Here is a 17,887-nt window from a genome sequence, read left to right as displayed (position 1 = left end):
TTACAGCCCTACTCAACTGTGCGGAGGTGGGACGACGAAATCGAATTCTAGCGAATTACCGATTTCTGTCCCACTCTCTCTATGCCTATCCTATCTTATTCTTCCTTAGACGTAGCAACAAGATTCAAGAAACGATCAAAGTAAGACTTGTTTTGTTTCAAATCCTTTTTCAGTCTTTGTGCCTCTGTCAATTCATCCGTAATCAAGCCATCAATGGGTTGTTGCAAATACTTCGTCAACTTCTGCTTGTCATTGATGGTCCAAACATAGAGCTCTTTTTTCATCTCATGGGCCTGGGTCACCAATTCCTCCTGATAAGAAAAGTCTTCAATCGCAAAGAAGTCGACCGAATCATTCTCAAAGCGACCGAATTGAATGGGAATAACATAGCCAGTCTTGATCTCAGGAGCTTTTTTCTCGACCTTTTCCATGACCGACAGATCCAAAGACATGGCCGGATAGTCTTTTTCAACCCCCAGCTCCCTCATTTTCTGGACAAAGAGATCCACATAATTAGCAGGCTCTCCACCATGGGGCTTAAGCTCGACTAACAACTTCATGTTCAATTCTTTGGCCCGTTTAACATATTCTTCAAAAGAAGGGATATGACTCGTGTGACCATCCTGCTGAATCTTGAGGCCTTGCACCTCAGCTAGGGTCATATCTTTCACATCCTTGTCCACCCCAGCAAGGCGCTTGAGATTGTAGTCATGCATGACGACAAATTGATGGTCCTTGGTGAGAAGAATATCCATCTCTGCATAAGCCGCCTTTCCCTTGGCTGCTGCTTCTAGGGCTTCCAGGGAATTTTCTACCCCTTTAGAGACATCGCCACGATGGGCGATGAGCTTGATCTGATCATTGACTTTTAGGGTTGCCAGTTCAAAAGCTGAAATCCCCGATTGCAGCACGAGAAAGACCACTGTCAGAGCAAAGAGCCCCTTCATCTTTCGACTGCCTTTGGAGTGCATGACCGATCGGCTCGGTACTTCCCATGCAGAATCCAAGATGATGCCGAGCGATCCCACCTTTGTCAAGACTGTAAAAATAAACAGGAAGGTCCGAATCAAGACCAAAAAGATGGTCTCCACCCAGAAATACTGCCCCTCTTTATCGATCACCGTCAAGGTAAAGACCAGACCCAAGACCAGCAAAATCCCTAGAAAGGTTAAGAGAAACTCAAAGGACAGAATTCTCCATAAGAGACGAAAGCTTCCTCTTTTGGTCATGCTCCAGCTTTTTTTCAAGGCACGACCAAATGGCAGCTCCTCTACCACTAGGTTAGGAACCGTATAGATGAGGCGAAGATTGAGATAGATAAAGGTAAGCTGCACCACTAAGAGCCCGATGGAGCCCATCGTAGTCTTTTCAAACTCCCCTGTGATAAAGGTTGGAATAAAAAGCCCATCTGTCAGGGTCGATCCAATCAAAACCCCTGCGACAGGCAAGGTCAAAAGGAGATAGAGCAGAAAGTAAAGCAGGTTTCTCCCCGCTAGATCCTTCAAGCGACCAAATGATTGGCCTAACACCTTTTTAAAGGACAAGTGCCGATCGGTTCGCGACAGGTAAATAACCGAAATCAGGGTCCGCATTTCCAGCATAAACAAGAAAGCAAAGACCATGATAAAGACCAAAAGAGCCAGCAAGCTCAAGGGATGGCTCATCACAGAGACCAAGTTGTTCTTATCGATATTGGCCTGACCCGCAAGCAAGACTGCCAGTTGAAAGAGCCAACTCAAGGTCGCAGCCCCAATACCAACGACAAATTGTAGCAAAATCCCAATTGCGATAAAGGACCATTTGTTGCGCCAGATCAAGTAAAAGGCCCCCTTCAGGTCCTGCCAGTAAGTCCGTTTCATCTCAATCCCTTTCCTTTCTTTTATTCCCTTAGAATAGCGGAAAAGCCCTCCCTTGTCAATGACTTGCACAAGAAAAAGGCTGGGAAACCCAACCTTTTCTGATCATTCAGCTAAGAGCACTTCTTTGATGGTTTGTTTTTGGAGTTTTCTGTTGGATAGATAAAAGAGGCTTTCGTAAACCACAGTAAAACCAAGCAAGGTCCAAAAGCACACATTCCCATCAAAGTGATGCTCAATCTTTTCAGGAACCGTATCTTTGATCACACCGATCAAAATTTCCATGATGCCATATTGGTAAACCGTCCCAAGAACAAATCCTAAATAAGCCCAAAAACGATAGGGAGCGAGAATATGACTTTGGCATTCACGATCGGTGTAGCCAAAAGCCTTCATAAGAGCCAAGGTTTCCCGACTTTCAGAGACAACAATCCCCAATGACAAAAAGAGAATCGAGAAAGAAAGGATCAAGCCGATCATGATCATCATCGCTTGGATGATGTCATCTGTGTAATCTCTTAAGCCAAAGGACAATTGGACCATGGTCGCAAAACACATAGAGCCAAAGACCACAAAAAACAAGATAGATTTTCTCCCCCATATCAGTGACGAGGACAGCTCTTTTAGGAAGGATTTGTCTTTCTTGGGAGCCCTCTTTCTCCTATTGACCTTGATCGGACTTGGGGACTTTTTCAATAAGCGAAGTGCCGGCGTTTGTAGTTGTCTTCTAGCATACCCAATCGCGAGAAGCATAAAGAAGATCGTTGGTAGGATCACCAAAGCAAGCAAGAGCTGCCAATGAAAATGAATGGTGATTTCTGGCAGGATCCCCTTCTCATTACGGAAGTCATAAAAATGTCCCATCATGAGAAATGAAGTGAAATAGCCAAGAAACGCTCCAGCTCCAAAACTGAGTCCGAAGGCCCAAAACCGTTTAGCTAACTGGCCATTGCTGTATCCCAAAGCCTTTAAAATCCCTAATTGTTCCTTGTGGTCATCAACAAATTGTTTGATATAAAAACACATGAGAAGGACCGACGTCAAGGACAAGACGACTCCACTGACCATGGCCACCATCCAAGAAAGCGAAACCTGGGCATCATAGTAGGTCTGAATCATGGGATTGGTTTTCGAAATCTCCAACTGCTCGATGTCCAAGTAAAAATTCAAGAAGAGATTGGCCACAAAGACCGCACAAGCCCCAATGATACTGACGACAACTAATTTTCGAATATCTTTTACTGAAAACATAGCTTACCATCCAATCTCATAAGCAGTCTGAGGTTGATCATTGGTCACAACTTCAGTAATCTTGCCACTATTGACACGAATGATGGTTCTGGCCATATCCGCAATATTTTGGTTGTGCGTCACCATAATCAAGGTAAAGCCCAGCTTTTCCTTCAATTTCCAGATATAGTCGAGAATCTTGCGCCCTGTTTCTTCATCGAGAGCTCCCGTCGGCTCATCTAAGAAGAGAATCTCTGGCTTTTTGGCCAAGGCCCGAGCAATGGAGACTCTCTGCTGTTCCCCACCAGACAATTCACTCGGATACTTGTCCAGCTTATCGCCAAGCCCCAAATCCTCGATGATCTGCAAAAAATCATGATTGTTTGCCAGGTCAGCACCCATCTTTACATTTTGTCTAACCGTTAGATTCGGCAATAGATAATACTGCTGGAAAATAAAGGCAATCTTCTCCCGTCTAAAGGCCGTCAATTGAGCATCCGTGAGTTGTGATAAATCTTGTCCTTGAATGAGGATATGCCCCTCGTCTACCTTTTCTAATCCTGATAACACATTTAAGAGAGTTGATTTCCCCGATCCAGAAGGACCGAGGATCACCACATCATCCTTGTCTTGAATCTGCAAATCAATCCCTTTTAAAACCTTAGTTTGCCCGTAACTTTTGTGAACATTTTTTAGTTGAATCATTTCTTTCCTACCATTTCTTTGATGAGAGATTGACAAACCTCTGTCAGTAATCCAATCACTTCTTCCATGCCGAACTGATAAATGCCAGAAGCAACCATAGAGGCCATCCCGTGCGAGTAGATAAATAGATGCTGGTACAAGCGACCAGCCTCCTCTACAGTCAAAGGATAGTCTGCAACGATCGAATCCAGAACCAATTGGTAACTATGATCCTTCATGGGAAGAAAATCTTGAAAGCGACGAATCGGCTCTTTGCTAGGATTTTGGAAAAGCAACTGAAAAAGTTGGGGCTCTTTTGAGGCGAAAAGGATATAAGCAACCCCGACAGATCGAAAAGGTTTCTCATCTTCTAAGGCCTTGCGAATATACTCTACCACCACCATCTCCGCAGCACCAATAACCTCTGCTTGTAACTCAGACATATTAGCAAATTGCCCAAAAATGACTCTCGGTGTGGCTCCCAGTTTCTCCGCTAATGCTCGAGCCGTTAAACTAACCATGCCCTCTTCTCTCACCAATTGTAAAGCTGTCCCAATCATAGCCTCTTTACTGAATTTAACCTTTGGTGGCATAAGACTCCTTTCACGCAACATTTGTTGCGCAACACTTGTTGCATAAAGAATACCATAAAAAAGAAAGACTTGTCAAGAAAAATCTGAAAACAACAAAACAAAAAACCAGACCACCGATAAGAGTGAAATCTGGTTTACTAACAAGATTCTAAGGCAAATCATTTCCCGCCGCCAAGTAGATTTGATACCATTCCTTGCGCGTCAAAGTGACTGTTGCTGCCTCCCCTGCTTCTAGGACATGTTGGAGCTTGGTCGTTCCGATGACAGCCTGCATCTTACCTGGATAGCGAAGGACCCAGGCAAGGGCGATAGCTGTCGGAGTGACCTGGTATTTTTTCGCCAAGTCATTGAGGACGTGATTGAGGGCCGCAAACTCTTCTTCGCCGACAAAATTCCCCTTGAAGTAGCCATGCTGGAGGACAGACCAAGCTTGAATCACCGTATCGGTTAAGCGACAATACTCAAAGACACTGCCATCTCGCACGGCTGCTTTTGGCCCTTCCATATTGACATGAAAACCAGCTTCAAAGCTCGGTGTAAAGGCTGCACTCAACTGCAACTGGTTGACCTTGAGAGGTTGTTTGACAGCCGTCTTAAGCAATTCCATCATCATAGGATTTTGATTGGACACCCCAAAATGACGGACCTTGCCCGCTTGCTCCAAGTGATCAAAAGCTGCCGCCACTTCTTCAGGCTCCATGAGGGCATCCGGTCGGTGAAGGAGAAGACTATCTAAGCGCTCAATCTGGAGACGCTCAAGAATACCGTCGACGGAGTCCAAAATATAGTCCTTAGAAAAATCAAAATAGGTAAAGCCGTCTTTGCGAATCCCACACTTGGACTGAATCCACATCTGGTCCCGAAGATCCGGACGACGCTTGAGAAGCTTACCCAGCAGGACCTCACACTGGCCATCGCCATAGATATCCGCTAAGTCAAAAGTGTTGATCCCAATCGACAAAGCTGCCTCTACCAAGGCCTCCACCTCGTCTTCACTCATCTGACTGATCCGCATCATCCCAAGGACAATCGTGGACAGACGCTCATTTTCAGCAAACTCAATATAGTTCATGTCCGCCTCCTTTTCTGTAGTTCTATTGTAGTGAAAAGGCTTGCAAAAGTCAATTTTCATTCAAAAAGCCCCCAGCAATCACTGAGGGCTTGACTGATTAGCGATAGCTAAGAGCACGTTTGATGGTCTTCCATGGTCCGAGGTCATCGGTCTGGAGGATTAAGCTCGCATAGATTCGAGCGATGAGCACTGTTCCCACGATGGTAAAGAGGACCGCAATTCCCAATGAAGCCCAAGATTCAAGACCAGTCGCATAGCCATTGATAGTACGGAAAGGCATGAAGAAGGTGGAAATGAAAGGAATGTACGAACCGATCTTCAATAAGAAGATATCACCGGCACTTCCCAAGGTGGTTACCCCAAGGAAGCTAAAGATAACTAACATCATTAGTGGCGAAATCGCTTTTCCTGAATCTTCAGGTCGTGCAACTGTGGAGCCTAAGAAGGCAGAGAGCACCACATACATAAAGATCCCAAGGATAATGAAGAAGACGGTATTGAGCGAGATCGCTTCTGCTAGGTGTTGGGTAATCGGAGAGTTTGGAGCGAGAATATCCTTGACAACTGGGATATCTGCTCTAAAGATCCAAACAGCTACTAAACCAATCACATAGACAAAAATATGAGTAAAGATCACTCCGAAGAGTCCGAGCATGCGTGCGAAGAAATAGTCGGTTGCTTTGATACTAGAGAAGACCACTTCCATGATCTTAGTTCCCTTTTCACTAGCCACTTCTTGGGCTGTGATACTCGAGTAGAAGATCAAAATCATATAAAGCAACATTCCTAGACCACCTGCAACCATGGTTTGCACCATTTTCAAGCCTTCTTTTTTCTCATCAATTTTTTCTTTGAGAGAAACCTGTTGAGACAAGGCTGTCAGCTGCTCTTTGCTTAGATTGGCACGCGCTAGATTGATCCCTTGTTGGACCTGGCTTAATTTCGCAGCGACAAGGCTTTTCAATTCCATTTTCATGGCTTGATCACCCACATAAGTAGCTTCTAGCTGGCCATCTTTTTCATCGACCGTTAGGTAAGCAGCGGCTTTCTCATCCTTGATGGCTTTTTTAGCTGCAGCTTCATCTTTGTAGTCCAAGGTCAAGCCATCAGTTCCTTTGAGACTTTCTTTGACAGCTGGAACTTCTGTCACCAAGGCCACTTGGTTTTTGGCATCTGTAGAAGAACCTGTCAGATAACCGATTCCAATGCTCAATCCTAAAAAGAGGAAGGGACCGAAGACCATGAAGAGGAAACTCCATGATTTCACTTGTCTGATATAGGTTTCTTTCATTACGACAAACATCTGTTTCATACTTCTACTCCTGATTCAAGTTTAAAGATCTCATCAATAGTTGGGGCTTGGTGGTCAAAGGTTGCTAGGTAGTGGCCATTGGTCAAGCGGTCAAATAATTCTGGACCAGCTGATGCATCATCCAAGATCAACTTCCACGTCCCTTGCTTGGTCATGCTGACCTTGGTCACGTGTGGCAGGGCTTCTAGCTCTTCTTTGCTAAAGTCGTTTGAGACAAAGAGGCGAGTCTTGCCATAGCTATTCCGGACCTCTTGGACAGGCCCTGAAAGGACAACCGAACCATCACGGATCATTAGAATATCATCACACAACTCTTCAACATTGGTCATGACGTGGTCAGAAAAGATAATGGTTGCCCCACGCTCTTTTTCTTCAAAGATGACCTGCTTGAGCACTTCTGTATTGACCGGATCCAAGCCACTAAAGGGTTCATCTAATATGATCAATTTAGGCTCATGGATCAAGGTGATGATCAGTTGCACCTTCTGTTGGTTCCCTTTTGAGAGACTCTTGATTTTATCGGTCAATTTTCCTTTTACTTGGAGTTTTTCCATCCAGGTCGGTAATTTTTCCTTGACCTCAGCAGTGCTCATTCCTTTTAAGGCAGCCAAATAGCGGACCTGCTCAAAAATCGTGAGTTTTGGCATAAGACTACGTTCTTCTGGCAAATAGCCAATTTCCTTGTAGGTTTCTTGGGTGATCGCTTTGCCACCTAGGCGAATCTCGCCGCTGTAGTCCAAAAAGCGCAAGATACTGTGGAAAATAGTTGTTTTCCCGGCCCCATTTTTCCCAACTAAGCCAAGGATATGCCCTTGTTGAGCTGTCAGATCTACTCCGAAGAGAACCTGCTTATTCCCAAAGCTTTTTTCTAAATTTCTAATTTCTAACATGGATGACTCCTCTACTCTTTATAATAACGTTTGGTAATCTTGTACTGAGAGACCAAGATATAGACATAAATCAGTGATACCACTACTAATGCTAACAAGATATCTGTATGGAAAGCAATGCCAACTAAGAATATCGCAATTAAGGAAATCGGCAAGATATAATTGCTTAACTTAATGATAATTTCATAGTTTTCCTCGTAGCTAATCTGCTTTTCTGCTTCATCCATCATACTCATCATAAATTCACGCACTTCCTTGGCATTGGCATTGCGGGGAATCGGTTTTCCATAAATCAGATGGAAGGTCTTGCGAAAGAAGATATCCGATAGGAAAAATAGGGCAATCAAGACAAGAAAGAGATAGAGCATGGTAAAGTCTCCAAAGATAAAAGCCAAGTGCCCTGTGGAAGGTCTATCCATATACACCCATTGACTATAAAAGATGATGACTAAAAAGTATGGCAAGATCATGACTCCTTTAAAAATGGTCGCTAACCCAAACAGTTTTTCCTTCTGGATGTCATAGTGATAGGCTTCCTCTTCGTCTTCTATCTGGAGCATTTTTTGATGGACTTTTCTCGCGCTTATTAGTAAGGCTATCGTGACCATAAACACGATAAGAAACAAAAGTATTGAACCCCAAAGGAGTCCTTCTTTACTAAAGAAGGATTGGATTTCAAGGGGTTTTTCGGATCCGAACATGCCTGTCAAAAAACCAATGACTCCTCCAATCAAGCCGGAAACTGTAATGATTCCGACATTTCTCCAAAACCGGTAACGAGCGGATCGTTCTTGTTGTTGCTTTTTCATATTATTCTTCTCCCTCTACTAGACTAAAGACATTCTCCACTGGTTCATTGAAGATCTGGGCAATGGTCATGGCGATAATGACAGAAGGTGTATACTCACCACGTTCCAAGAGACTGATGGACTGGCGCGAGACCCCTGCTAGCTTGGCTAGCTCGGATTGGTTGAGTCCATCACGCGCCCTCAGCTCTTTCAATCGATTTTTTAAAATCATGGCATCAGCCCCCTTATAGTTGAATACCTTGAATATCTTCGATACGGACTAACTTGGTTTCCCTCTGTTGTTTATGAATCACACGGGTCAGTTTGACCCAATCTTCATCGATATCTATAATTTCATACTCAAATCCAACACCATCTACTGTAACAGTGGCCGTTTGGCCTTTCAATTCTTCTAAAAGTCTAGACATGTCTTGATTTCCTTTCACTTGTTTTTCTAATCGTCTGATGCGTCTGTTCAATCCTTTTATCTTCTTTTCTGAGCTTGCATAAACGATAACCAGAAAAGGGATAAATAGAATCCATATGGCTCCCATAAGAAACCTCCCCTTCTTTCAACTAAAAACATTGTAACACTTCTTTTTCTTTTTGACAAGCATATTTGTCAAAAAAATAAAAAATATTTGTCAAAAATAAAAATATGGTTGACAAGATCATTTGAGGTAAGAAATAAAAGGCCCGCATTTGCGCACCTTTTAGCGTTCCTTTTTCCATTGACAAGCTCTGTAAGAAATTTTTATAATGAAGAAAATACTACTAAGGAGGATCTACATGACGATTCGTTCAGCTCAACCAAAAGATATTCCTGCTTTGCTTGGTCTCTTAGAACAAATTCTTTCCGTTCACCACCAAGCCCGTCCCGATATTTTCAAAGAAAGTGGCGGAAAATATAGTGAAGAAGAATTGAAAAAGTTAATGACGCAAGAGCAGACACCGATTTTCGTCTACGAAAATGCGGATGACCAGATCCTAGGACATCTCTTCATCACCATTAAAGAAGTCTCTGACAATCCTGTGCTTCATCCGATAAAAACCCTCTTCATCGAAGACTTGTGTGTCGATCAAGCAGCGCGTGGACAAAAGATCGGTGATCAACTTTATCAATTCGCTGTCAGCTATGCCAAGGAAATCGGCTGCTACAACCTGACTCTTAATGTCTGGAATGACAATGAAGGAGCCCTTCGCTTCTATCAAAGACAGGGCATGAAACCTCAAGAAACGGTCATGGAAACCATCTTGTAAAATGAATTTTAAAAACCGTTGATGAGTCATCAACGGTTTTTTCTATACACATTTTAACGTACTTCTGCATTGACTTTTTCTTCAAGTGATGCTTGGATTTTTTCCATGTAGCGTGCGACTTCCTCATCCGTCAAGCTATCTTCTGGATTTTGGAAGGTCAAGCTGTAGGCCATAGACTTCATGCCAAGTCCTAGTTTTTCACCGGAGAAGACGTCAAAGAGTTTGATATCTGTTAAGCGTTTCACGCCAGCAGATTGAATCGCATCAACCACTTCTTGGTGAGTCACTTCTGCTTTGAGGAGAAGGGCGATATCACGGCTCACTGCTGGGAATTTGGTGATTTCCACAAAGGCTGCGGCTGGTTGAAGAGCTGCTTCAATAGCAGATAAGTTCAATTCCGCCACATAGGTTTCTGGGATATCATAAGCCTTAGCTGTTACAGGGTGGACTTGTCCCAAGACCCCAATCACCTGGTCACCAAGTGAGATCAAGGCTGTCCGCCCTGGGTGGAGACTCTTGATTTCAGAAGTTGCTGTATAAGTCACACCAAGACCCAAGCGAGCAAAGAGGGCTTCAAGGATTCCCTTAGCATAGAAGAAGTCAACTGGAACAGCTGCAGTTTGGAAGTCTTTTTCAGCGACTAGGCCAGTTAAAGCAAAGGCAAAGCTGTTGATTTCGTTTGGTAAGTCTTCTTTTGGATTTCCTGTCTGTTCAAAGACTTTCCCGATCTCGTAGAGGGCCAAATCTTTGTTCTTGCGAGCGACGTTATAAGCTACGGTATCTAAGATCCCTGAGATCATATTTTGACGTAGGACTGAACGATCCACAGTCATTGGCCACATAAGCTCTGTTAAGTTGCTTGGTGATGTAGCGAACTCCACTGCTTTTTCAGGAGTTGTCAGGGCGTAAGTGATGATTTCAGTCAAGCCTGCTCCTTCAGCAATAGTGCGAACTTGGCGACGCAATTTTTGAGTCACTGTCAATTCACCTGCGGTCCCGTCATCTTTTGGAAGGGTTGCTGGTAATTTGTCATAACCATAAATCCGAGCGATTTCCTCAAAGAGGTCCGCTTCGATGGTGATGTCCCAACGGCGACGTGGAACGCTGACAGTAAAGGCTTCAGCGTTTCCAGAAAGGCCAAATCCAAGGCGACGGAAGACATCTTCGACATCGGCATAAGTAAGATCAGTCCCAAGGACACGGTTAACGTCTGCAAGGGTAGAAGAAACTTCCACATCAGAAGTATCGAGCTGGCCTGCTGAAACGACTCCCTTGCGAACAGTGGCACCTGCAAGCTCTGCAATCATGCTCGCTGCCGCATCAAGGGCTTCATTGACGGTTGCCACATTGATCCCTTTTTCAAAACGTGAAGATGATTCAGAACGAAGGTTAAGGCGACCGCTAGTCTTACGGATCGATTTGCCATTGAAGACAGCTGCTTCAAGGACAACACGAGTAGATTTTTCAGAGATTTCTGTAGCCTCTCCACCCATGACACCTGCGAGGGCCACTGGTTTGTCAGCTACTGTAATCACAAGGTCACTCGTTTCCAACTCACGTTCTTCCCCATCCAAGGTTACTAATTTTTCACCTGCACGCGCTTCACGCACACGGATCTCGCTTCCTTCAAAGGTATCCAAGTCAAAGGCATGCATAGGTTGACCAAAGTAAAGCAGGATATAGTTGGTTACATCGACCACATTGTTGATCGGACGGATACCTTCATTCATGAGGAGGTTTTGCAACCATTGTGGACTTGGGGCGATGGTTACATTGTCCAAGATACGAGCCGCATAATAAGGAGCTTTGTCTGTGTCTATGCTGACAGAAAGTGCATCGGCTGCAGCTTGGTCTGTTTCAGTCAACGTAAAGTCTTTGAAATTGACTGCCTTATCATAGATGGCTGCTACTTCGTGCGCTACCCCACGCATAGAAAGAGCGTCTGCACGGTTTGGAGTGATGGAAAGTTCGATGATTTCATCATCCAAGTCGAGGTAAGAGAAGACTTCTTCTCCAGGAACAGCATCTTGAGGCAAGATTTGGATGCCGTCTGCAAATTCTTTTGGTACAACAGAGTCAGAAATACCCAACTCACCCAAAGAACAGATCATCCCAAGGGATTCCAAGCCACGGATTTTCCCTTTTTTAATCTTGTAGTTGTCCGCGATGCGAGCACCTGGAAGAGCCACCATCACCTTGATGCCTGCACGCACATTTGGTGCTCCACATACGATTTGACGGGCTTCTTCTTCACCCACATTGACTTGGCAGACATGCAAGTGTGTTTCTGGCACATCTTCACAAGACAAGACTTCTCCAACGACAATTTTTGAGAGACCAGCAGCAGGTGATGCCACACCTTCTACCTCGATCCCTGTGGTTGACATTTTTTCAGCCAACTCTTCTGATGGCACATCCACGTCCACCAATTGTTTTAACCATTTATATGATACTAACATAATTCTGATCGTAAGATCCCACTAGGTGAGACCTTTTCAATTCCTTTCTCTCAATTTGGACCCACAATTAAGCTTGCGGATTCTCCTTCAAATGCTTGCGCAGCAACCAGTCTGTATCCACGGTTTCCCCTGTGATAAAGTGGTGCTCGCTAAACCGTTCAAATCCGAATTGTTTGTAAAAGTTTTGGGCCTTAAAATTTCGTTCCCAGACACCCAGCCAGGCCCACTCAAAGCCCCGGCTCTTGGCTTGATCCAGCGCAAAGCTAAACATTTCCTTGCCAAAACCAGCCCCATGCCATTCCTTTTTGACATATATCCGTTGGATCTCAAAGGACTTGTCCATCTCTACTGGCTCGGTCTGCGCCTGACCCCAGTTGATCTTGAGAAAACCACAAATTTCCTGATTGTGATCAAGGACAAAATAGGTCTCTGATTCCGGGTCTGCCAAATCCTTTTGGATCTGCTCTAGCGATAAAACCGTCTGGTAGTAATCTTCCATATCGGCATCCGAGATGTAGGGACCAAAGGTATCCCCGTAGGTTTCCACCTCTAATTCCCTTAAAATTTGAAATTCATTCGGCTTAACTTTTACTAACATAATTATTTAAATTGTTCTGAAAAACGGATATCCCCTTGATAGAAGCCACGTATATCATTGATTCCGTAACGAAGCATAGCCACACGCTCTTGACCAAGTCCAAAGGCAAATCCTGAATAAACTGTTGGGTCAATACCACTCATCTCAAGGACGCGTGGGTGAACCATACCGGCTCCCATGATTTCAATCCAACCAGTTTTCTTACATACGTTACATCCAGCTCCACCACATTTGAAGCAAGAAACGTCTACTTCAACTGATGGCTCGGTAAATGGGAAGTAAGAAGGACGCAGACGGATTTGACGTTCTGCACCAAACATCTTTTGCACGATCAATTGAAGCGTTCCTTGAAGGTCTGCCATTGAGATGTTCTTCCCAACGACCAAGCCTTCGATCTGATGGAATTGGTGGCTGTGGGTCGCATCATCTGTATCCCGACGGAAAACACGCCCTGGAGAGATCATCTTCAATGGTCCCTTGCTAAAGTCATGCGCATCCATCGCCCGCGCCTGTACTGGTGAGGTATGGGTCCGAAGCAAGATTTCTTCTGTGATATAGAAGGTATCCTGCATATCCCGCGCTGGGTGATCTTTAGGCAGATTCATGCGTTCAAAGTTGTAGTAGTCTTGCTCCACTTCAAAGCCGTCCACGACTTGGTAGCCCATCCCGATAAAGATATCTTCGATTTCTTCACTGGTTTGGGTCAAGATATGACGGTAACCACTAGCAACCGGACGACCAGGAAGCGTCACATCGATGCTTTCGCTAGCTAGTTTCGCTTGGACTTTCTTTTCTTCCAAGAGTTTGGTTGTTTCTTCAAAGGCAGCCGTCAAGACATCGCGGGCTTCATTGACGTGTTTCCCGATAACCGGACGCATCTCAGCAGAGACATCTTTCATCCCTTTGAGGATCTCAGTCAGAGATCCTTTTTTCCCAAGGACAGAGACCCGTAGTTCTTGCAATTCTTTTTCATTTTCAGCAGAGATCTGCTTCAAAGCTGCCAGCGTTTCTTCACGAAGCGCTTTTAATTGTTCTTCAATCGTTGACATATTTCCTCCATCATGGTCCAACTACAGACATAGAAAAAACCACGCACCAACACCCACATTCGGAGCGTTGACACGCGGTACCATCCGTTTTTTATCCGTAAACCAGACCTTAATTTCTAAATCCTTTACGCAAGTGAATTCACTCAGCTTTCATGCAAAGAGCTTTCAGTCACGGCTCTTCTCCCTGTCGCACTTCCCTTGAGATACTAGTCTTGCAGATTTCTATTCAATTACTACATAGTTTATCAGATTTTTAGTTAAAAAACAAGTTAGATGAGACTAATTCAATAGAAAAAGGAACAAGAGGCAGGGCACTATCTATTTGCCTTGTCTGTTTCATCTGCATGCCTTTTCAATAGAAGAGTGGCTGCTTGGTTAAAACCATCACACCAGTTATACCATTTTGCTTCATACTCATCTTGAGGCAAGATACGATGTTTTAAATCCAAAACAGAGGTTATCTTTCTTCCCTCACAAGCTTGCGCATAGAGAGCATACAACTCATCGCCACCATCTCTATCAAACTCAGCAGAAATCGTATCCCGACCTGCCAATAAAGCCTGATAAGCCCTGTGATGCCCGTCTGTAATCAAGAAGCCATTTCCAAATGCAAGAACACTAATTGGATCCACATTGATGATGTCTGCCGACTGATCCAGCATCTGGATAGCTTGTAACTTCTTTTCTGATAAATATAGTTGGGTCGGATGAAGATCTGTTATCTTGACTTCCATTTCTTTCTCCTCTACCAAGAGTATAAAAGTTGGTTCTGGGCACTGGTAGACATTTTCAAAGGTCACGATTTAAAGACCTGCCAAAGCCAAATTCCCCCGCCATTCTTGTTATTCGTTTTCTTTTTATTTAATGACTTGTCCAGCATCTTTCAAGACAGATTCTGGAATAGTAATACCCAATTCATCTGCGACTTTTTTATTGATGACAGATTTTCCTTGGCTAAAGATTTCAACAGGCGTGTCTGCAGGTTTTTGGCCTTTCAAAATTTTCGCAGCCATTTTACCAGTTGCTACTCCAAGATCATGTTGGTCGACAACGACTGAACCAAGACCACCAGCTTCTACCATAGCTGTCGCACTTGGGAAGATTGGTTTTTTAGCTGTTTTGTTTGCTTCGACAACTGTTGAGAAGGCTGAAGCGATGGTATTGTCGATTGGAACCCAGATGGCATCGACTTTACCAGTCATGACAGAAACTGTTGAAGCAACTTCGTTTGTTGAAGGTACAGAGTAAGGAATCACCTTGAAGCCTGCTTTTTCAGCTAATTTTGTAAATTCTTCTACTTGAGATTTGGAATTATCTTCACTGGTTGAGTACAGGATCCCAATAGTTTTCACGTTTGGAGTCAACTCTTTGATCAATTTCAACTGTTGCTCAGTTGGATTATGGTCAGATACCCCAGTGATATTGCCACCTGGTTTTTTCAAATCTTTGACCAAGTTTGCGCCGACCGGATCAGTGACAGCTCCCATAACGATTGGTTTGTCTTTGGTTGCACTAGCCAAACCTTGAGCAGATGGAGTTGCAATTCCAATCAAGACTTGGTTATCCTTGTCTACCAATTGTTTACTCATGGTTGCAACTTTGTTTTGGTCGCCTTCTGCATTGAGGAAATCAATGTCCACTTTGTCTTTGTCATAACCTTCTTCAGCTAAACCATCTTGAATCCCCTTGTAGATCAAATCAAGCGAAGGGTGGCTGACCAACTGCAAGACCCCAACTTTAGCCTTTTCATTGCTGCTTGCTGCCTTGTTGTCTTTGCCTGCTGTAGCTGAATAGATCGCTGTCCCAATGACTGCTGCTGCAATCAAACCAATAATTCCCATTAAACGTTTATTTTTCATTTTTAATACCTCTTCTATTTTTATTTTCTTCTTTTTTTCCATCATCTAAAGACTGCGACGCCATCGTTTCTTCATTTCTTTTCTCCCTTCTCATCTAAAACAAAAAACACGCCCACACATAGCAAAAGCTATGTGAGGACGTGTCATCGCGGTGCCACCTCACTTATGGGAAAAGGATAGTCTCCCCCATATCTCTGTCTTGTCTAGCAACAAGTTGCACGATAAGGTGTGCCAACCGAATTTTTATTGTTTCAAATTCATCTCATCATTAGTCCAATTTCATAAACTGCCGCTACCCACTCTCAGCAACCGTGGGCTCTCTTGAAACTTTCATTTACTACTTTTCTAATTTCTTACATTTTAAAGTTTTCTTTCAAAAATGTCAATACTTTTTCTGCATTTTTTTGAAAACGTTCGCATTTTCTATTTAACAGCCCCTAGCTTCTTTCTGGGATTTCCTCTCTAATTTTGATATAATTTACTAGAATAAACGCTAGAATGATGAGGAATCCCATGTCTTTTGATGGATTTTTTTTACACCATATGGTGCAAGAATTGAAGGCCCAACTCTTGAGTGGCCGCATTCAAAAAATTAACCAACCCTTCGAGCAAGAATTGGTGCTCCAAATCCGAGGCAATCGAAAAAACCAAAAACTCTTGCTCTCTGCCCATTCTGTCTTCGGACGGATCCAACGGACCCAGACCAACTTTGAAAATCCTGCCTTTCCCAATACCTTTATTATGGTTATGCGCAAATATCTTCAAGGCGCTGTCATTGAAGGGATTGAGCAAATGGAGAACGACCGGATTCTTGAAATCCGTGTCTCCAATAAAAACGAAATTGGAGATGCCATTTCTGTCAGCCTCATGATCGAAATCATGGGCAAGCACAGTAATATTATTCTCCTGGACCGCACCAGCAATAAAATCATCGAAGCCATTAAACATGTCGGTTTCTCACAAAATAGCTACCGGACCATTCTCCCTGGATCAACCTATGTAGCTCCTCCGAAAACCGACGCGGTCAATCCTTTTACAATTGGAGATGAAGACCTTTTTGCCCTTCTTCACAAGGAAGAGTTAAGCCCAAAAAACCTTCAAAAATGTTTCCAAGGTTTGGGGCGAGATACGGCTCAAGAATTAGCCAAGCGACTTGAGACGGATGAAAAATTAAAAACCTTCCGTGCCTTTTTCGAGGCACCTTCTGAGCCACGCCTAACGACCAAATCCTTCTCGGCTATCCCCTTTGCGGATGCGTCGAGTCAAACATTTGAGACACTTTCAGATCTGCTGGATGACTATTACCGAGACAAGGCTGAGCGCGATCGGGTGCAACAACAGGCCAGTGAATTAATCCGCAAGGTTGAAAACGATCTTGAAAAGAACCGGAAAAAATTAGCCAAGCAAGAAGCGGAGTTAGCGGCGACCGACAATGCGGAAGAATTCCGCCAAAAAGGAGAATTGTTGACAACCTTCCTCCATCAGGTACCAAACGACCAAGACCAGGTTGTTTTGGATAATTACTATACCAATGAACCGATCACCATCCAACTCAATAAGGCCCTGACCCCCAATCAAAATGCCCAACGCTACTTCAAACGCTACCAGAAGTTAAAAGAAGCCGTCAAACATTTGACCATCCTCATTCAAGAAACCAAGGAAACTATTTCTTATCTTGAAACGGTTGAAACAGCCCTTTCTCAAGCGAGCCTGGCTGAGGTGGCAGAAATTCGAGAAGAGTTAATCCAGACCGGCTTTATCAAACGGCGCAACCGTGAAAAAATTCATAAACGGAAAAAACCTGAGAAATACCTGGCGAGTGATGGAAAGACTATCATTTTAGTGGGTCGCAATAATCTGCAGAACGATGAACTGACCTTTAAGATCGCTAAGAAAGATGAACTCTGGTTCCATGCAAAAGATATCCCGGGAAGCCACGTCGTCATTACAGGAAATCTCGATCCATCGGATGAAGTGAAGACCGACGCTGCAGAGTTGGCGGCCTACTATTCCAAGGCCCGTCTCTCAAACCTGGTCCAAGTAGATATGATCGAAGCTAAGAAACTCAATAAACCAACTGGTGGAAAGCCCGGCTTTGTCACCTACACAGGCCAGAAGACTCTGCGGGTCACCCCAGAAGAAGAAAAAATCAAAGCCATGAAACTAACGGACTGATTTCAAAAATAAAAGAGAGTGGGACAGAAATCGGTAATTCGTTAGAATTCGATTTCGTCGTC

General features: G+C 43.9%; 17 protein-coding genes and 1 other annotated feature. Of the genes, 2 read left to right on the top strand and 15 right to left on the bottom strand.

Translation table 11 applies throughout. The features are described from left to right. Positions 1-95 precede the first annotated feature (95 nt). The 10 genes from ADG03_RS04920 to ADG03_RS04875 form a co-directional block, all read right to left on the bottom strand. Positions 96-1,859, bottom strand: coding sequence for a glycerophosphoryl diester phosphodiesterase membrane domain-containing protein (locus ADG03_RS04920; RefSeq protein WP_049472344.1), 1,764 nt, complete (start codon positions 1,857-1,859; stop codon positions 96-98). Positions 1,860-1,961: 102 nt separating this feature from the next. Next, on the bottom strand, positions 1,962-3,107 hold the full coding sequence (locus ADG03_RS04915; protein ID WP_049472345.1) for an FtsX-like permease family protein: 1,146 nt from the start codon (positions 3,105-3,107) through the stop codon (positions 1,962-1,964). 3 nt (positions 3,108-3,110) lie between these two features. After that, a complete protein-coding gene (locus tag ADG03_RS04910; protein ID WP_049472346.1) occupies positions 3,111-3,791 on the bottom strand; it encodes an ABC transporter ATP-binding protein in 681 nt (226 codons plus the stop codon). Further along, a complete protein-coding gene (locus tag ADG03_RS04905; protein ID WP_049472347.1) occupies positions 3,788-4,363 on the bottom strand; it encodes a TetR/AcrR family transcriptional regulator in 576 nt (191 codons plus the stop codon). The genes ADG03_RS04910 and ADG03_RS04905 overlap by 4 nt, the downstream gene beginning before the upstream one ends. Positions 4,364-4,511: 148 nt before the next feature. After that, positions 4,512-5,435: an aldo/keto reductase gene (locus ADG03_RS04900; RefSeq protein WP_049472349.1), complete on the bottom strand. Its 924-nt coding sequence runs from the start codon at positions 5,433-5,435 to the stop codon at positions 4,512-4,514. A 97-nt stretch (positions 5,436-5,532) separates the two neighbouring features. After that, positions 5,533-6,747: an ABC transporter permease gene (locus ADG03_RS04895; protein ID WP_049472350.1), complete on the bottom strand. Its 1,215-nt coding sequence runs from the start codon at positions 6,745-6,747 to the stop codon at positions 5,533-5,535. Beyond that, a complete protein-coding gene (locus ADG03_RS04890; RefSeq protein WP_049472352.1) occupies positions 6,744-7,637 on the bottom strand; it encodes an ABC transporter ATP-binding protein in 894 nt (297 codons plus the stop codon). The genes ADG03_RS04895 and ADG03_RS04890 overlap by 4 nt, the downstream gene beginning before the upstream one ends. A gap of 11 nt (positions 7,638-7,648) precedes the next feature. Continuing rightward, positions 7,649-8,446: a DUF3169 family protein gene (locus ADG03_RS04885; protein WP_045759650.1), complete on the bottom strand. Its 798-nt coding sequence runs from the start codon at positions 8,444-8,446 to the stop codon at positions 7,649-7,651. 1 nt (position 8,447) lies between these two features. Beyond that, positions 8,448-8,657, bottom strand: coding sequence for a helix-turn-helix transcriptional regulator (locus ADG03_RS04880; protein ID WP_024056334.1), 210 nt, complete (start codon positions 8,655-8,657; stop codon positions 8,448-8,450). Between the two features lie 13 nt (positions 8,658-8,670). Beyond that, positions 8,671-8,979, bottom strand: a complete 309-nt coding sequence (locus ADG03_RS04875) for a PH domain-containing protein (protein ID WP_024056335.1) — start codon at positions 8,977-8,979, stop codon at positions 8,671-8,673. 235 nt (positions 8,980-9,214) lie between these two features. On the opposite strand from ADG03_RS04875, the gene ADG03_RS04870 reads away from it, so the two are divergent. Beyond that, complete coding sequence (locus ADG03_RS04870; protein WP_049472354.1) at positions 9,215-9,685, top strand: GNAT family N-acetyltransferase; 471 nt, start codon at positions 9,215-9,217, stop codon at positions 9,683-9,685. Positions 9,686-9,738: 53 nt separating this feature from the next. Here the strand turns inward: ADG03_RS04870 and pheT are convergent, their stop codons facing one another. The 5 genes from pheT to trpX all read right to left on the bottom strand — a co-directional run bounded on the left by pheT (position 9,739) and on the right by trpX (position 15,650). Continuing rightward, on the bottom strand, positions 9,739-12,144 hold the full coding sequence (gene pheT / locus ADG03_RS04865; protein ID WP_049472356.1) for a phenylalanine--tRNA ligase subunit beta: 2,406 nt from the start codon (positions 12,142-12,144) through the stop codon (positions 9,739-9,741). Between the two features lie 67 nt (positions 12,145-12,211). Then, positions 12,212-12,742 carry a GNAT family N-acetyltransferase gene (locus ADG03_RS04860; protein ID WP_049472358.1) on the bottom strand — a complete coding sequence of 177 codons (531 nt, stop codon included), beginning with the start codon at positions 12,740-12,742 and terminating at the stop codon, positions 12,212-12,214. A 2-nt stretch (positions 12,743-12,744) separates the two neighbouring features. Continuing rightward, positions 12,745-13,791: a phenylalanine--tRNA ligase subunit alpha gene (gene pheS, locus ADG03_RS04855; RefSeq protein ID WP_013903845.1), complete on the bottom strand. Its 1,047-nt coding sequence runs from the start codon at positions 13,789-13,791 to the stop codon at positions 12,745-12,747. A gap of 314 nt (positions 13,792-14,105) precedes the next feature. After that, a complete protein-coding gene (locus ADG03_RS04850; RefSeq protein ID WP_049472360.1) occupies positions 14,106-14,525 on the bottom strand; it encodes a chromosome partitioning protein ParB in 420 nt (139 codons plus the stop codon). A 123-nt stretch (positions 14,526-14,648) separates the two neighbouring features. Then, a complete protein-coding gene (gene trpX, locus ADG03_RS04845; protein WP_049472361.1) occupies positions 14,649-15,650 on the bottom strand; it encodes a tryptophan ABC transporter substrate-binding protein in 1,002 nt (333 codons plus the stop codon). A gap of 131 nt (positions 15,651-15,781) precedes the next feature. Beyond that, positions 15,782-16,013, bottom strand: a binding site (T-box leader). Between the two features lie 150 nt (positions 16,014-16,163). On the opposite strand from trpX, the gene ADG03_RS04840 reads away from it, so the two are divergent. Beyond that, positions 16,164-17,825: an Rqc2 family fibronectin-binding protein gene (locus tag ADG03_RS04840; RefSeq protein ID WP_049472363.1), complete on the top strand. Its 1,662-nt coding sequence runs from the start codon at positions 16,164-16,166 to the stop codon at positions 17,823-17,825. The last annotated feature ends 62 nt before the right edge of the window (positions 17,826-17,887 follow it).

This window comes from Streptococcus parasanguinis (genome assembly GCF_001069785.1).
GTDB lineage: Bacteria > Bacillota > Bacilli > Lactobacillales > Streptococcaceae > Streptococcus > Streptococcus parasanguinis_T.
This window is presented reverse-complemented; position numbering and strand designations above follow the sequence as displayed.

Excerpts from the sequence above, each read along its gene's own strand:
- ADG03_RS04850 (WP_049472360.1), bottom strand. The coding sequence starts at position 14,525 with ATGGAAGTCAAGATAACAGATCTTCATCCGACCCAACTATATTTATCA.
- ADG03_RS04900 (WP_049472349.1), bottom strand. The coding sequence starts at position 5,435 with ATGAACTATATTGAGTTTGCTGAAAATGAGCGTCTGTCCACGATTGTC.
- pheS (WP_013903845.1), bottom strand. The coding sequence starts at position 13,791 with ATGTCAACGATTGAAGAACAATTAAAAGCGCTTCGTGAAGAAACGCTG.
- ADG03_RS04840 (WP_049472363.1), top strand. The coding sequence starts at position 16,164 with ATGTCTTTTGATGGATTTTTTTTACACCATATGGTGCAAGAATTGAAG.
- ADG03_RS04875 (WP_024056335.1), bottom strand. The coding sequence starts at position 8,979 with ATGGGAGCCATATGGATTCTATTTATCCCTTTTCTGGTTATCGTTTAT.
- ADG03_RS04880 (WP_024056334.1), bottom strand. The coding sequence starts at position 8,657 with ATGATTTTAAAAAATCGATTGAAAGAGCTGAGGGCGCGTGATGGACTC.
- ADG03_RS04885 (WP_045759650.1), bottom strand. The coding sequence starts at position 8,446 with ATGAAAAAGCAACAACAAGAACGATCCGCTCGTTACCGGTTTTGGAGA.
- ADG03_RS04920 (WP_049472344.1), bottom strand. The coding sequence starts at position 1,859 with ATGAAACGGACTTACTGGCAGGACCTGAAGGGGGCCTTTTACTTGATC.
- ADG03_RS04905 (WP_049472347.1), bottom strand. The coding sequence starts at position 4,363 with ATGCCACCAAAGGTTAAATTCAGTAAAGAGGCTATGATTGGGACAGCT.
- pheT (WP_049472356.1), bottom strand. The coding sequence starts at position 12,144 with ATGTTAGTATCATATAAATGGTTAAAACAATTGGTGGACGTGGATGTG.
- ADG03_RS04860 (WP_049472358.1), bottom strand. The coding sequence starts at position 12,742 with ATGTTAGTAAAAGTTAAGCCGAATGAATTTCAAATTTTAAGGGAATTA.
- ADG03_RS04895 (WP_049472350.1), bottom strand. The coding sequence starts at position 6,747 with ATGAAACAGATGTTTGTCGTAATGAAAGAAACCTATATCAGACAAGTG.
- ADG03_RS04870 (WP_049472354.1), top strand. The coding sequence starts at position 9,215 with ATGACGATTCGTTCAGCTCAACCAAAAGATATTCCTGCTTTGCTTGGT.
- ADG03_RS04890 (WP_049472352.1), bottom strand. The coding sequence starts at position 7,637 with ATGTTAGAAATTAGAAATTTAGAAAAAAGCTTTGGGAATAAGCAGGTT.
- ADG03_RS04915 (WP_049472345.1), bottom strand. The coding sequence starts at position 3,107 with ATGTTTTCAGTAAAAGATATTCGAAAATTAGTTGTCGTCAGTATCATT.
- ADG03_RS04910 (WP_049472346.1), bottom strand. The coding sequence starts at position 3,791 with ATGATTCAACTAAAAAATGTTCACAAAAGTTACGGGCAAACTAAGGTT.
- trpX (WP_049472361.1), bottom strand. The coding sequence starts at position 15,650 with ATGAAAAATAAACGTTTAATGGGAATTATTGGTTTGATTGCAGCAGCA.